Genomic DNA, 14,715 nt, shown 5'->3' on the forward strand with positions numbered 1-14,715 from the left:
TAAGGAATTTGATAAGCAAATGTCCTGAAATAGAGCGGGGCTATATGCCCCCAGAGTTTTTGTTTAGCCTCTTTCGAACGAAGTTAAAGAAGCTAAAAGGGAAGGACTCGAAGTGGCGGAGTTTTTATTTAAAAATGAAAGAGACAAAAGTGAAGGGGCTAAATGCCCCGGAAATTGGGGGATTATAATGAAAATTGATAAATATTCAAAGAATATTATAATGTCTGCCGGAGAATTTGAAGCAGAAAAAAAATACTGGACAGATAAGCTTCAGGGAGATTTGTTATCTAGCGGTATACCGCTAAGTTTTCCCCGAACTAAAAATGTGCAAATTATAAATGAATGTAAGAGTTCTATACTTCCTGAAAATATTTCGGATAAACTCATATCAATGAGCAACGGCTCACCCTATGCCCTATACATGATACTTCTGTCATGTGTAAAATATCTTGTTTACAGATATACAGGGAACAATAACATAATGCTTGGTATGCCCGAATTCAAGCAGGAGGGTGAAGATATTCAAACCCAGAATATACTCCCGTTGATAGTAAAAATAGAAAACAATGAAACCTTTAAAGATTTGCTGATAAAAGTAAAGAATGCTATAAGCGAAGCAGACGAGAACAAAAATCTGCCCATGGAGATTATTGCAGAACTGCTAAACTTTGAACCGGGTTCAGAAACTCCTTTGTACAAAACCATTGTTATGTTGGAGAATATACAGGATAAAGGCTGTATTGAAGGTGCAAATCCTGATACTATACTCCACTTTGCTATGGATAGGAAATCTATAAAAATTGCTTTGGAATATAGAAAGGAAATATATAAAGAGAGTTTTGCAGCTCAAGTGCTGGAACATCTCATAAATATTATTGCTTCTGTTGTTTCAAATCCTAATTTGGTTTTATCGGAAATTGATATTTTATCAGAAGATGAAAAACATAAAATTTTATATGGGTTTAACGATACAAAAAAATTATACAACTGTGACAAGACAATGCATGGGCTGTTTGAGGAACAAGTTGAAAAAACTCCTGATAATATAGCAGTTGTATTTGATGGCAGGGAGACTACATATAGAGAATTGAACATCAAGGCCAACCGTCTAGCTGGACTTTTAAAGGATAGAGGCATAAAACCGGGAGTTTTTACAGCAGTTCTTATGGAAAGATCCAGCGAAATGATAACAGCAGTTATGGGAATTCTGAAGGCCGGTGGAATTTATGTGCCCTTTGAGCCGACATTCCCTAAAATGCGTATACAAAAAATACTTGAAGATCTCAATATCCAATGCATAGTTACCCAGCATTCTCTGCTTAAAACAGTACGCGAAATGCAGTGGGAGCTGCCTAATGTTACAGATGTTATTTGCATGGATATAGAAGATAAGGAACTTCCAATAGAAGAAATGGATCAGAAGGCTGTTAAAGCACTCTGGGATCATGTTTCTGAAAGATCAGTGGATGACGTGACAGCTGGAGGTTTTGTAAACAGCTACACAGGAATGCCGTTTTCAAAAGAGGAAGTAGATCAATATAAGGAACATATTGTTTCCCTTGCAAAGCCCTATCTTGGAAAAGAAAAAAAGGTGCTAGAAATAGGCTGTGGCTCGGGAACAATAATGTTCTCGTTAGCACCATACGTTAAACAGTATACAGGTCTTGATCCATCGGAGACTACACAGAAGCGTAATATGGAACAAATTGAAGCAGGTGGAATTACAAATGTTAAGCTGTTAAATGGATTTGCCCATGAGTTTGAATTGATTGAGGAAGACTCCTTTGACCTCATAATTATTGCCAGTACAGTTCAGTTTTTTCCAGGATTCATCTATCTGGAAAGAGTATTGGAAAGTGCTCTAAAAGCGCTAAACCCTGGAGGCACAATCTTAGTAGCAGATGTTATGGATGCCGGAAGAAAAGAAGATTTCAGAAAAACTCTCGAGGATTTTAAAGCTAAGGAAGGCTGCCAGACTGGAATCAAAACTAAAACCGATCTTGATGGAGAACTTTATGTTGATGGTCAGTTCTTCTGTGAAATAGAGAAAAAGAAAGATGAAATTGAAAAGGTAAGTGTTCTTTATAGAAAGGATGAATTCAGTAACGAACTTCGCTACCGCTATGATGTTATCATAAACAAAACATGCAACAACGGAAGCTGCAATCAAAGTAGTAATTCCGCTGAGGCAAACAGTGAAACAATATCTTCTGAAAAGTTTATTGAGAAAACTAATCTTTCGGGAAGAATTGTATGCAGTGATAAGAATGAATCTCTAAACTGCACTGTAAACGAAAAAAATGATTGGACACTCTGGCATTTGAACAGCTACTCCGGGGAAAACCTTGGACTTGATATTAAATCGGACGAACTGGCATATGTCATATACACATCAGGTTCTACGGGGACACCAAAGGGTGTGGCTGTCCAGCACAAACCGGTCATAAACCTTATTGAATGGGTAAATCATTCGTTTAAGGTCGGGCCTCATGACAGGATATTGTTTGTAACATCACTTTGTTTTGACTTGTCGGTATATGATATTTTCGGTATATTGGCTTCCGGAGGCTCAATTCGTGTAGCGACAAGAAGTGAATTGAGAAACCCGGAGGGACTTGTAAATATATTAAAAAACGAACCGATAACTTTTTGGGATTCTGCACCTGCGGCACTTATGCAGCTTGTACCTTTTTTAAACAGTTCTACACAGAAGCAAAGGTCTGACTTAAGACTTGTGTTCCAGAGCGGTGACTGGATACCTGTAACTTTACCGGATAAAGTGAGATCAGCTTTCCCGGGAGCAGAAGTTATATCCTTAGGGGGTGCAACGGAAGCTACAGTATGGTCAAACTATTACCCTATCGGAGAGGTTGACCCTCTGTGGGCAAGCATTCCATATGGAAAGCCTATACAGAATGCCTTGTATTATATTTTAGATTCCAATCTAAAGCCCAGCCCAATAGGCGTTACCGGAGATTTATATATAGGTGGGGAATGTCTTGCAGCAGGATATATGAATGATGAAAAGCTTACTAAGGATAAATTTATTCCAGATCCGTTCAATAAGCAAATGGGCGGACGTATGTACAAGACAGGTGATACTGCAAGATGGTTCGAAGATGGTAATATGGAATTTATGGGCAGAAAGGATTTCCAGGTTAAGATAAGGGGATACAGGATAGAGCTCGGAGAGATAGAGAGCCAGCTTTTAAAGCATGAAGAGGTTAAAGATGTTGTTGCTATGGTGAGAAAAGATACCGAAGGAAATAATTATATTTGCGCCTACGTAGTTTCCGATAGAGAACTGACAGTATCTGAGCTAAGAGAGTATCTCTTAAGAGAATTACCAGCTTATATGGTACCCTCATTCTTTGTACGGCTGCCCAAAATGCCTATGACATCTAACGGAAAGCTGGACAGGAATGGATTGCCGGAGCCATATAACAATGTTAATACAGGAGTAGAGTATATAGCACCGGAAAACGATGTTGAGAAAATAATGGCCCAAATTTACAGTGATGTCCTTGGAGTTGAGAAGGTCGGAATAAATGATGACTTTTTCGATCTGGGCGGTGATTCTATAAAAGCTATACAGGTTACATCTTTAGCAGAGCAACAGGGTATAAATTTAGCTGTATCTGACGTTTTAAAGCATAAAACAATATCTGAAATACTAAAGAACGTTGATTATAAGAAAAAGAAGGAAGCAATTTCGCAGGATGAAGTCAGTGGTAATGTGCCTTTGACTCCTATACAAAAATGGTTTTTTGAGAAGGATAGAGGGTACAAGCACTATTGGAACCAGACAAACCTTTTCAGTATTGATAAGGAAACTGATTTGGTGCTGCTTGAAAACTGTTTCAGAAAAATAATTGAACACCACGACGCCTTAAGAATGGGATACAAACTGAATGGAGAAGAAATTATCCAGTTTAACAGAGGAATGGCTGATGTTCAGTTTAATTTAGAAGTTATAGATTTGTCAGAGTATGATTATGAAACTCAAAAGCAAAAGATAAAGGAGATGGGTCAGCAGATTCAGGAGGGATTTGATCTTGAAAAAGACCTTCCTATAAAGGCTTTTGTTTTTGAACTTGGTAATAATGGCAGAAGGCTTTTAATTCCTGTACATCACCTTGTAATTGATGGGGTTTCCTGGAGAATACTTATTGAAGATTTAGTAAGGCTTTACAAATCCGGGATGGAAGATATGCTTCCTTCAAAAACAACATCGTTTAAAGAATGGAGTGAGAAGTTAAATGATTTTGCACTCCAAAAGCCTTTAGATTTAGATTATTGGGAAAGTATAGACTGTGATAAGATAAAGCCGATCGTAAACCAAAAAGTAGAAGATAATTATCTCAAGGATCATAGTAAGATATTGTTTGAACTGGATAAGGATCAGACAAAAATACTTTTAACTGAAGTCAATAAAACCTTTGGAACTGAAATTACCGATATATTTCTGACCGCTCTGACTATGTCCTTGGGTGAGGCATTTAAGCTTGATAATTTACTGGTTATGCTTGAGAGTTATGGCAGGGAAGAAATAATTGAAGGAGTAAACCTTTCGAGGACTATAGGTTGGTTTACAAGTATCTATCCTGTTTATCTGGAAAAAAAGGATAGCATAGAGAATACCCTTGTTGAAATTAAACAAAAGCTGAAGGAAATATCATCAAAAGGTATAAATTATGGTATTGCAAATTATATAAACGGTAATGAAGCGCTTAAAGCATTAAGACCTGAAATTTCATTCAACTATTTAGGACAGTTTGATAACATGGACAGTGGGAAAAACAGTCTACTGTTGCCTTGTAATGAGGATTACGGAGGAAGTATAAACCAGAATAACAGGCATGATTATCTGGTGGATTTTAACGGCATGGTGGTGAATGGAAAGCTTCAGTTTATTGTGAGTTACAACAAGAACTATATAGAAGAAGAGAAGGCACAAAACACAGTTCAAAACTATAAAAAGGTACTTGTTGATATAGTGACCTATTGTAGCGAAAAGATAATGAATATTTGCGAAGTGAAGAATCAAAAACGATATCAGGTTAATAAACCGGATGCAAAGGAATTAAAAGTAATACTTCACAACGATATTATTACTTATCTTTGCCACTCGCTGGCGATATGTGTAATATTAGCTGACGAAAGGCTTCACCCATGGTACTATGAGCACTATACCAAATTATATACTGAAGAACAGGCAAACGGTATGCTTATCATGGATTTCCTTGAGGAGAGAGCACCCTACAATGAAGTAATTCAGGAGGTCTATTTAGGTTACGAACTTCTAAAGGATGTAACAGACATTACCGCCTATGTGATAGATAAAATAAACTCAGGGTATTATGTCATTATTAATGTGGATGAATACTATATTCCTGAAAAACTGGCCTATAAAAAGAAACATTATGTGCACCACTCTCTTGTTTACGGCTATGATAATTCGGAAAGAAAATTTAAAGCGATTGGCTTCAATTCTGAGCAAATGTTTGCAAAAATGAACTTTGATTATGATTTGTTTTCACAAGCCTTTGAGAGTGGCAAATTATACTATAAGGGCTCAGCGCCTTGGGCTGAAACAAATGCTATTGAACTCTTAAGAACTAAGGATTTTATGCAGGAATACCCTTTCAGCGTTGAAAGATTCAGGACAAGTCTTGAGGAATATGTGACTTCAAAAGAGGACTTTAGGATAGTTTTCGATCAGAGGTTTGACCAGTATTACTTAGGACCTGAACAATTGAAATATGGTATGAATGTATACGAGGGAGTTATAGAGCATCTTCACGCACTTATGGAGGGTAAGATTACAATAGATTATAGAGCTGTGCATCTGATGTTCGAGCATAAAAAATCTGTATATACCAGATTGCAGTATGTTAAAAGCAAGTATGCCGGATTGAATGGATTCGAAGAGCTGGCTAATGAGTATCAGAAGATTGTGGACATTGTTGATTCTGCAAGACGCTTGTTTTTAAAACATACTTTTACCGGTGAAAATGACTATAACCTGATACCTGACAAAGAGGTTGTGGCACAAATAATTGAGAAATTAGAAGAGGCAAGAGATATGGAAAAACAGGTACTAACAGAAATATGCGGACTGTTAAAGCCTTAAGGTGGAAGATTTTTGTATAATAGCTGCAAATACTGTACTAAACAAAGAGATAATAGGAAACCATCAGATAATTGGCGGTAATCCTGCCAGAGTTCTCAAAAGTAACATAACATGGAAACCTATAGATTAGAATTTTTCAATTTGGAGGGGACAAAATGGATTCAAACAAGCGATTTTGCGTAAAACTGATTCACTGCGGTAATAAAAACCTAGCAAACAATGAGGATAATGCTCAAAAAAATATTTTCTTCATGCCTATAGGCTTTTGTGCATTAGGCAGCGTTTTAAGAGAAAATGGTTTTGATTTGGAGTTAATACATTCTGATCTGGTGGATAGTAAAACCCTTTTTGATACAACTGACTTTAGTAAAGTTGATTTAGTAGGATTTGACTGCCATTGGGCAAATCAAAGCCTTGTAGTAATGGAGGCAGCAGAGCTGATTAAAAAAATAAACCCAAATATATTTGTGTATCTTGGAGGTTATACTGCAAGTTTATTTTGCGAGGAAATAATTCAGGAATTTCAACAGGTTGATGCTGTTATAAGAGGTGACGGAGAAGTTCCAATAGTTGAGCTTTGCAAAGTATTACATGAAATTAAACTACACAACAATCCAAATAATAAACAAATCCAAGATCTTTTAGGGACAGTACAAAATCTGGTATGGAGAGATGAAGCCGGTAAAGTAATTCTGAACAAATTCTCTTATGTTGGAACAGCTGAAGATATAGACAGATTGGATTTTGCTGCCTTTGATCTTCTAAGAGACTGGGAACAGTATCGTTTGCTTTGTAAATTCTGGACAAGATTCGAGGAAATTAATGAAGAGGCACTGTTTTTTCTTTGTATCGGAAGAGGTTGCCAGTATGCGTGCCTGTTTTGCGGAGGAAATTGCGAAGCACAAAGAAGAATGAACAATAGAGGATGTGCTTCAGTAAGGTCTATGGACTCGGTGATACAGACTATCAGAAAAGCTGTAGCTATGGGATTTCGTACGATGTATACATGCTTTGAGTTCGAAGGAAGTGATGAATGGTATATAAAACTGCTAAGAAGGGTCAAGCAGGAGGGTCTTGATATTAATTTTATTTACGGTTCATGGAGACTTCCTTCAAATGCTCTTATTGATGCTTTTTCAGAGTGTTGTAAGTATGTGATGATGGAGATTTCACCCGAAACGGGAGTAGAAGAATTAAGAAGGAAGAACAAGGATGTAAGGCTCTATTATTCTAATGACCAGTTGGAAAAATGCCTTGACTACATTCAGACAAAGAAGAATATTAAAATTCAGCTTTACTATGGGTATTTTCTTGTAAGGGATACAGAAAAGACAATAACCGATACATTAAAGTACATAATGAAGTTGGCTATTAAATACTCCGATTTTGTAGAGCAGGAATATTTTAATTTCTCAACCGATCCGGGTTCCCTGATATTTTTCTACCCGGAAAAGTACGATATTGAAATGAAAGTAAGGACTATAAAACATTATATAGATTATATTAAGGAAACCTATATAAACAATAAGGAAAGCTCTTGCGATATGAGAGTGTTTAATCCACGAAGCATGCCAATAGAGGTTGTAAGCGAGATTGATAGGAAAATCAGACTGATTAATTATCTTTTCACAACTTATAGAACTACTGTATCAACTATACTCAGAAGAACTCAGAACCCTGATATTATAGTAAAACTTCTTAATGACAGCAGCTTATTGAAGAGTACTGATGAAAAACTTTCTCCCGATGAATTTAAAGAACTGCTGGTTGACGCTTGTAGCAGAAATAATTGCCTTGACATAGGGCTTCTGACAAAAATAAGTGTTGAATGTGAAAAACAAAAGACTGATTATGAAGCTGCAAAGCCTGCGCCTCAAATATGGATTCAGAACACCGAAAATACTGAGCTTGAAGGAAGCGAAACTGTAGAGGCAATGTTGGAATACATAAACATTGATAGAAAAGGAATTGACGAGAATCAAGATTTTGACTTTGATTTTGATACACTGTTTAAATAACTGATGATTTTATGTAAATTTATAAAAAGAAACTATGCTGATTTTAGATACATTAAGAAAATAAGCATATGTTTCTTTTTTGTCCAGATTAAATGATAAGATATAAGAAAATTAGCTTAAGGAACCATAAAAAACAACTAACAAAACCTTGCATTTTGTACTCTATAATGATATAATACTCTAGATAGGGCCTTTCAAGTTGTGCTTAAAATGATCATAAGAAGGAAAGCTTCGTTGATTTCAAGTTATTATGTAGTGTAAAGAATCGTAAGAACTCAGTGCAATTCCAGCAACACGGAATATCTCTTTTATTATTTGTGTTAACATCAATAAAATAAGTGAATATGGAAAAAAATGTAGAAAGTTATCGTATAAGACAGGAGTGGTTACTTTTGGATGAACGATTGTTAGAACTACATAAAAGAAATAAATTAATGTCTGCAATTCTTTGCGCTTGTGTTGTATTAGGAGCCGGTTCTGCCTTTAAATACCCTATCACAATGATGGCAGTAATAAAGTATGCATCGCCAGTTGCATTGATCACGGTCTTTCTTGTTTGGAGAAAAATTGGTATTGAATATATGATGTATGTTGTAGCTTTAGCTTTTAACTTTATCTCCTTTTTCATGATAAAGAGCACAACAGATTTTACTAATTCTCTCATTTTATATTTAGGTATGGCAATTGTATCCATCTATCATAATTACCGTCCTTTATTGCTCAATGGGATCATTGGCATATTTGTACTAAACTTTGCACTTTTTACAAAGCCAGGATATGCTGAAATAGATAAATTTTCTCCTAATGCATATTTTATCTTTTGCTTAATTGCTTTAGTCGCACAAAGTCGTATTGGTGCTAAAATGATGGCAAAAATTAAGGAAGGCGAAATCGAAGCAAAAAATGCAAAGAAAAAAACAGATGAACTTCTGGAGAAGGTTTCTCATTCAGTAGAGATCCTCAGAAAGTCAACTATAAACCTTCAAGGGAATGCAACATCTACAGGTACAATATCCAAAGAACTAGTAGCAGCCTTTAAAGAAATGTCTGTTGGGATAGAAACCCAAGCTACAAGTTTTTGTGATGTTTTGCAAGCAATGCATGATGTAACAGCCACTGTTCAGCAAACAAGTGATTCATCATCCAATATGAGCCAGAAGTCTAAGCATACAGCTGAAGTAACTAGAGATGGCCAGGACAAAATGAAAATAATGTCCAATCAAATGCTAGGTATAGACCATTTTGTTGATAGTACATCCATAGCAATGGGTGAAGTAAATGAAGAAAGTGTGAAAATCGAAAATATTGTTTCTATGATCAAAAGTATCACCAATCAGACCCATTTACTATCCTTGAATGCTTCTATAGAGGCCTCAAGGGCTGGGGAGCATGGAAAAGGGTTTTCTGTTGTAGCAACCGAAATTCGAAAACTTGCACTAGATTCCCAAAATGCTTCCCAACAAGTTGACGTAAGCATTAGACTGATACAAGAGAAAATTCGCCAAGTAAACGAATTGGTACAGAATGGACTTCAAACAGTAATTTCTGGCAAACAGTCAGTGAGCATAGTGGAGCAGCTGTTTGATCAAATTAAGACAAATTCCGAAGAAGTGCTTAAGCAAGCTGAGTCACTAAGTTTTATGAATGAGCGGCTGTTACAATCGGCACATAAAGTTACCGAGGAGATGGGAACAGTAGCCGGTATATCAGATGAATCATCCGCTTCAGTTGAAGAAGTACTTACCAATGCAGATGTCCAGCAAAACCAAGTTAACAGCATGATAGCAAGTATTGAAGAACTAACTGAGCTAATGAAAACGTTGGATCAGCTTGTCAATCAATAATTACGATAATTAAACACTCAGTGTTCTAAAAATGGAGCACTGAGTGTTTTTTATATTTTGAATATTCTTTACGTCTTAGGTGGAAAATTGTTTTATTGTATAGAAACAAAGCTTTCTTAATACTTCAAGGCATCATACATTTTGCCCATAAACAATATGGTACCTGTGGTATCCTCTGTAATGAAGAATAAAAACGGCCTGTCTGCAATAAATGAAGGAGGATTTTCTTTAAGACATGCTTCGTTTACTGCTATTCCACTTACTCCAGCTGCTTCACTGCCCTCTTCATTAACTTCGACAACAGCTTTATGCTTCACGTTGCTTATATAAAGCCCACCATCGCCCATTCCTGTAAAATCCGCATTAACTTCAAAAGCTTCTTGCATTCCCATAGAAGCTAAAACTTCCTTCAGATTATTAACATCATATTCCAGTTTAAACCTTGGAATATTTAGCTGAACATCATCCACCTTTGAAATGCAGTTTTTTATATCTTTCCATTTGCTTTCATCAAGACTCTTTATAAAGTCATTAATTGAAACATTCTCAGAGGGAAGCACACAGTACATCGATGTTTCCTCTTCTCTATACGGAAGTCTTACCACCCTGAAATCATCCTTTGCACCATACTCTAATTCACAGTTTTTGGTCATCATCATAACTTCTTTTGTTTCTCCATTACCCGAATGAAAATCCTTATTGAATGTACGTTTTTTATCAAATTTCTCGGTCCATTCTCCTTTAAAATAAACTGCATTTATAAGATACATTGACACATCAGCGGAGATAGGAGGTTCAATTATTTTCTTGATCTTATTCTTTGTTGAGTCCGCAACCCAATCATTAATCTTATTAGCGGCATCTGGCTTTGAAAAATCCAATTCTGAAACACGCGCCCCAAAAACATCTTTATTTACATTAATAAACTCATCCTTTAGCTTTTTACCTTCTCTAACCCATATGGAGTTGTTAATGTCTAATTGAATTCCTTTATCGGCCTTACCCAAACCGGTTAGTAAACTTTTATAACTTTTATTAACTGAATCAAGTTCCATGCCTTCATACTTTAGTGCCTGCATCATACCTTCCTTTGTAGTAGTGCCTGCACCTTGGAGAGCCATTGAAAGCGCAGTTGAAATGCTGAGCGGAGAAATAAAAATATTCTTATCGATATCCTTTTCATTAAGTCTTGAAAATATATCAAAGGCAAATTGTGTATTGCCCATAGATGGCGAATTTCCCTTAAAATCAACTTTGTTAACCTCAACCACTGCAGAATTTTTTTTGCCGACGTCTGTTGATTTGTTGTTTTCGGCCACTTCTGAATTTTTACTTCCTGCACAGCCTGTTAATATGCTCAACATAGTAACAAAAGACATCACAATGCAAACTGATTTTCTCATTTTTTAAACCTCCAATTATGATATTATTAATTGTTTTGACGTTAGTATTTATAATTTTGTTTCATTAAAAAGATAATTATTTCAATTATTTTCAAGCTAATTTCTGTAAGTTTTTTGAAATAGTTTGTTTTTTTATTGACTATATATCGATCATCTATATATAATGTTATATGTAGATGATCGATATATAATTATTTAGGGAGTGGTGCAATGAAAATAGACAAAAGCCTTATGTCCGGAAGTACAACCATGTTGATACTTAGACTGCTTGAAAATAGTGATATGTATGGATACCAAATGATTGAGGAACTGGAGAAACGCTCACAAAATATATTTACGCTCAAGGCGGGGACTCTTTATCCCATACTCCACACACTAGAACAACAAAACATGATAGAGTCCTACGATGCGGAAATTGATAGTGTAAGACCACGTAAATACTATCGCATTACAAAAGACGGCAAAAAAATGCTTAACGAGAAGAAGGCTGAGTGGAAAGCATATTCATCTGCAGTAAACCAAATTCTAGGAGGAGCTAACTATGTCAGAGTATAAGAAGGATATTCAGGATTTTTTACAAAAAGCATGCAGCCAGATACGTTATAAAAGTATTCACAGCAATATAATTAATGAACTCACTGACCATATCGAGGAGCAGAAAAGCCAATATATAAAGCAAGGTCTTAATGAGGAAGAAGCAGCTACAAAGGCGGTAGAACAAATGGGTGATCCTGTTGTTGTAGGCAAACAACTGGATAAAGCCCATAGACCAAGAACCGAATTCTCAATACTGTCATTGGTCGCAATTTTAGTATTAATGGGAGGATTCGTCCAGTTCCTGATTTCAGGAGCAAATGAGAACACAGGTGCATTTTCACGATTCCTTATATATGCCCCTCTTGGCTTGGCAGCATTTATTCTTACATACTTTTTCGATTATACTCTTTTGGGGCGCTATCCAAAAACTGTGTACTTTATACTTTTTGCAGCAGTTATTGTTTATTCTCAATTTTCAGGTAGGATACTAGGCGTTTATCCTCATGTTTATTATTATGCCTTACTGTCTATACCCGTATTTGCAGGAATTGTATACGGCTATAGAAATAAAGGGTATATGGGGATTATTGCTTGCGGGATATTTTATGCTGGCACTGCACTTCTTTGTCTTTTAGCTCCAAGGGTTACAGCTTTTGCTCTGCTTTCTGTGTCCTGTCTTATAATATTGACAATTGCAATTGCAAAGGGATATTTCGGTGTACGCAAGGAAATTGGTATTGCACTTGTATATATTCCAACAATAATTACATTGATTATATCCATATTATTTTTGTGTATCCAAGCCCCATATAGGAGAGAAAGAATTGCAGTAATGTTGAACCCTGAACTTGATCCTATGGGAAGTGGTTACCAACACTTACTGGTAAAAAGAATAATTGAAGCTTCAAAGCCCTTTGGAGAAGCAGTACTAGGGGGAAAACTTTCAGATATGCCTTCTAATCATTTACTTCCCGGATGGAATACTGATTTTTCTTTAACATACATAATTGGATCTCTGGGTTATGTTGCAGGATTAGTCATAATCGCAGTTATTCTTGCACTTATCGTAAGAATGTTTATTTCAGTAACCAAACAAAAAAATTCATTTGGCTTCTTACTGTCTTATGCAGCATGCATAGCCATAACTGCCCAATTTATTTTATATGTTATTGCCAATTTAGGAGGGATCACAATATTTTCATCATTAACTCTACCGTTTATTTCCTTTGGGGGTTCGGGCTTCGTAGTAAACATGATACTTGCCGGCCTTGTATTATCGGTGTATCGCAGAACAGACATCGTTATCGACAGGATGCAAAGGAACACTCATACCAGGCGCTTATTTACGTTTGAAGATGGAAAACTTATAATTGATTTAGGGTTAAATTACAGCAAAAAACCAGTGGGTTAAAAGAATTATTATGGATTACTGCCAGTTTTTATACAAATCCTCTTTGCTCTGGAAGTAAATTATAATAAATTACTGTAGAATATTAATATAGTTCATTCAATTTTAAAAAATTTCCTGATAGTATATAAATGTATAAGTTACTATTTGTGATATATAACTTATAATTAACAGAAATTAGGGGAGGTAGTGGGTATGAGAAAAATGCTAATGAGTAAAGTATTGATGGCTACAGTAATTTTGGGTTTTATTTTCCTGAATGTTTTCAGCACCAGTGCAGCATACGTAAGTCAACCTGAACAGGATGAAGATCCGTTGGTAAAAACATTGACAATAGCGTTTAATAGTACATGTGTAGGGGAGGCTACTGTCGAACCGGCTGATTTAAATGGACAGAAAACAGTTCGTATTGGTACATATCAAAAGTTAAAGTATAATGTTGGTACTACAGTTTATATAACAAATTCTACTACCCGTGTTCGTTGTGCAGACATCTATCACGTATTATCGGGTGAGAGTAGCTTAACTGTTACCATGGATACGGACAAAAATGTGAGCTTTTCGTATTTAAGTGAACCTGCGGAACCTTCACCATCACCTACAATTGAGTCAACTCCTGTTACTACCCCTCAGCGTTTAAAGGGTGACGTGGATAGAAGCGGAACAGTTAACAGTATTGATTTTGCTCTATTTAGACAGTGGCTATTGGGCATTGTAAGGGATATTGATCTATGGGCTGCTGATATTGATGGCGATGGCAGAGCTTCGCCTATAGATTGGGGTTTTCTCAGACAATATATGCTTGGAATGAGAACGACTTTATAGAGTAGTTTGTAGCAATCTACCTTGTATAAATAGTATAAGTTTAAAAAAGCTTTATTCTTAAGATGGATGAAGCTTTTTTAGTTAATTTTTCCGCTAAATGAAATAATTATTAAAAATAATGGGTAAGTTGTAAAATAAAGTGACGGAAGAAGCAAAAAATTGAGACTCATGGTAAAATCCATTGTATAATGTTTAGCAACCACGAAAAACAAACAAAGGAGAAAACCATGAGCCAGATTAATAATACCGCAAAAACAAAAAAATATAAACACCTAAAAGCAAGAGAAAGATATAGTATTGAAATATTGTTAAAAGAGGGATTAAAACCTTATGAAATAGCACAGCGCATGCAAAGAGGTATCAGAACAATAGAAAGAGAAATATCGAGGGGAAAGATAAAGCTTGTGAACTCTGATTTGACTTACAGAGAAGAATATTGTGCAGATGTAGGGCAACGAATATATTATGAGAATGCAAGGAACAAAGGACCTGGATTAAAGATAGGTAAAGACCACAAATTAGTCAAACACATAGAAAAAAAGATTGT

At 35.9% G+C, this 14,715-nt stretch carries 9 protein-coding genes; 8 read left to right on the plus strand and 1 reads right to left on the minus strand.

From position 1 onward, the window contains the following. The first annotated feature begins 187 nt into the window (after window positions 1–187). From ACECE_RS0218880 to ACECE_RS0218890, 4 genes are all read left to right on the plus strand, one after another. A complete protein-coding gene (locus tag ACECE_RS0218880; protein WP_051033578.1) occupies window positions 188–6,133 on the plus strand; it encodes a non-ribosomal peptide synthetase in 5,946 nt (1,981 codons plus the stop codon). Window position 6,134: 1 nt separating this feature from the next. After that, a complete protein-coding gene (locus tag ACECE_RS32675) occupies window positions 6,135–6,263 on the plus strand; it encodes a hypothetical protein (RefSeq protein ID WP_456049030.1) in 129 nt (42 codons plus the stop codon). 25 nt (window positions 6,264–6,288) lie between these two features. Beyond that, on the plus strand, window positions 6,289–8,151 hold the full coding sequence (locus ACECE_RS0218885) for a B12-binding domain-containing radical SAM protein (protein WP_010250082.1): 1,863 nt from the start codon (window positions 6,289–6,291) through the stop codon (window positions 8,149–8,151). Window positions 8,152–8,495: 344 nt separating this feature from the next. Then, window positions 8,496–9,995 carry a methyl-accepting chemotaxis protein gene (locus tag ACECE_RS0218890; RefSeq protein WP_456049031.1) on the plus strand — a complete coding sequence of 500 codons (1,500 nt, stop codon included), beginning with the start codon at window positions 8,496–8,498 and terminating at the stop codon, window positions 9,993–9,995. Between the two features lie 116 nt (window positions 9,996–10,111). Here ACECE_RS0218890 and ACECE_RS0218895 read toward each other — a convergent pair whose 3' ends face one another. Then, window positions 10,112–11,398, minus strand: coding sequence for a serpin family protein (locus ACECE_RS0218895; protein ID WP_010250086.1), 1,287 nt, complete (start codon window positions 11,396–11,398; stop codon window positions 10,112–10,114). A 210-nt stretch (window positions 11,399–11,608) separates the two neighbouring features. Here ACECE_RS0218895 and ACECE_RS0218900 point away from each other — a divergent pair, with 210 nt between their 5' ends. From ACECE_RS0218900 to ACECE_RS31890, 4 genes are all read left to right on the plus strand, one after another. Further along, complete coding sequence (locus ACECE_RS0218900; RefSeq protein WP_010250088.1) at window positions 11,609–11,953, plus strand: PadR family transcriptional regulator; 345 nt, start codon at window positions 11,609–11,611, stop codon at window positions 11,951–11,953. Further along, window positions 11,940–13,346: an FtsW/RodA/SpoVE family cell cycle protein gene (locus ACECE_RS0218905; protein WP_010250091.1), complete on the plus strand. Its 1,407-nt coding sequence runs from the start codon at window positions 11,940–11,942 to the stop codon at window positions 13,344–13,346. Before ACECE_RS0218900 ends, ACECE_RS0218905 begins: the two co-directional genes overlap by 14 nt. A 192-nt stretch (window positions 13,347–13,538) precedes the next feature. Continuing rightward, window positions 13,539–14,168: a dockerin type I repeat-containing protein gene (locus ACECE_RS0218910; protein ID WP_010250092.1), complete on the plus strand. Its 630-nt coding sequence runs from the start codon at window positions 13,539–13,541 to the stop codon at window positions 14,166–14,168. A 227-nt stretch (window positions 14,169–14,395) separates the two neighbouring features. Further along, window positions 14,396–14,715 (plus strand): helix-turn-helix domain-containing protein (locus ACECE_RS31890; protein ID WP_010250094.1); only part of this gene is annotated, 320 nt, incomplete at its 3' end.

Origin of the sequence: Acetivibrio cellulolyticus CD2 (assembly GCF_000179595.2) — a bacterium.
GTDB lineage: Bacteria > Bacillota > Clostridia > Acetivibrionales > Acetivibrionaceae > Acetivibrio > Acetivibrio cellulolyticus.

Bases quoted from the DNA above. Each gene is read 5' to 3' on its own strand.
- ACECE_RS0218880 (WP_051033578.1), top strand. From the start codon at position 188: ATGAAAATTGATAAATATTCAAAGAATATTATAATGTCTGCCGGAGAA.
- ACECE_RS0218885 (WP_010250082.1), top strand. From the start codon at position 6,289: ATGGATTCAAACAAGCGATTTTGCGTAAAACTGATTCACTGCGGTAAT.
- ACECE_RS0218890 (WP_456049031.1), top strand. From the start codon at position 8,496: ATGGAAAAAAATGTAGAAAGTTATCGTATAAGACAGGAGTGGTTACTT.
- ACECE_RS0218895 (WP_010250086.1), bottom strand. From the start codon at position 11,398: ATGAGAAAATCAGTTTGCATTGTGATGTCTTTTGTTACTATGTTGAGC.
- ACECE_RS0218900 (WP_010250088.1), top strand. From the start codon at position 11,609: ATGAAAATAGACAAAAGCCTTATGTCCGGAAGTACAACCATGTTGATA.
- ACECE_RS0218905 (WP_010250091.1), top strand. From the start codon at position 11,940: ATGTCAGAGTATAAGAAGGATATTCAGGATTTTTTACAAAAAGCATGC.
- ACECE_RS0218910 (WP_010250092.1), top strand. From the start codon at position 13,539: ATGAGAAAAATGCTAATGAGTAAAGTATTGATGGCTACAGTAATTTTG.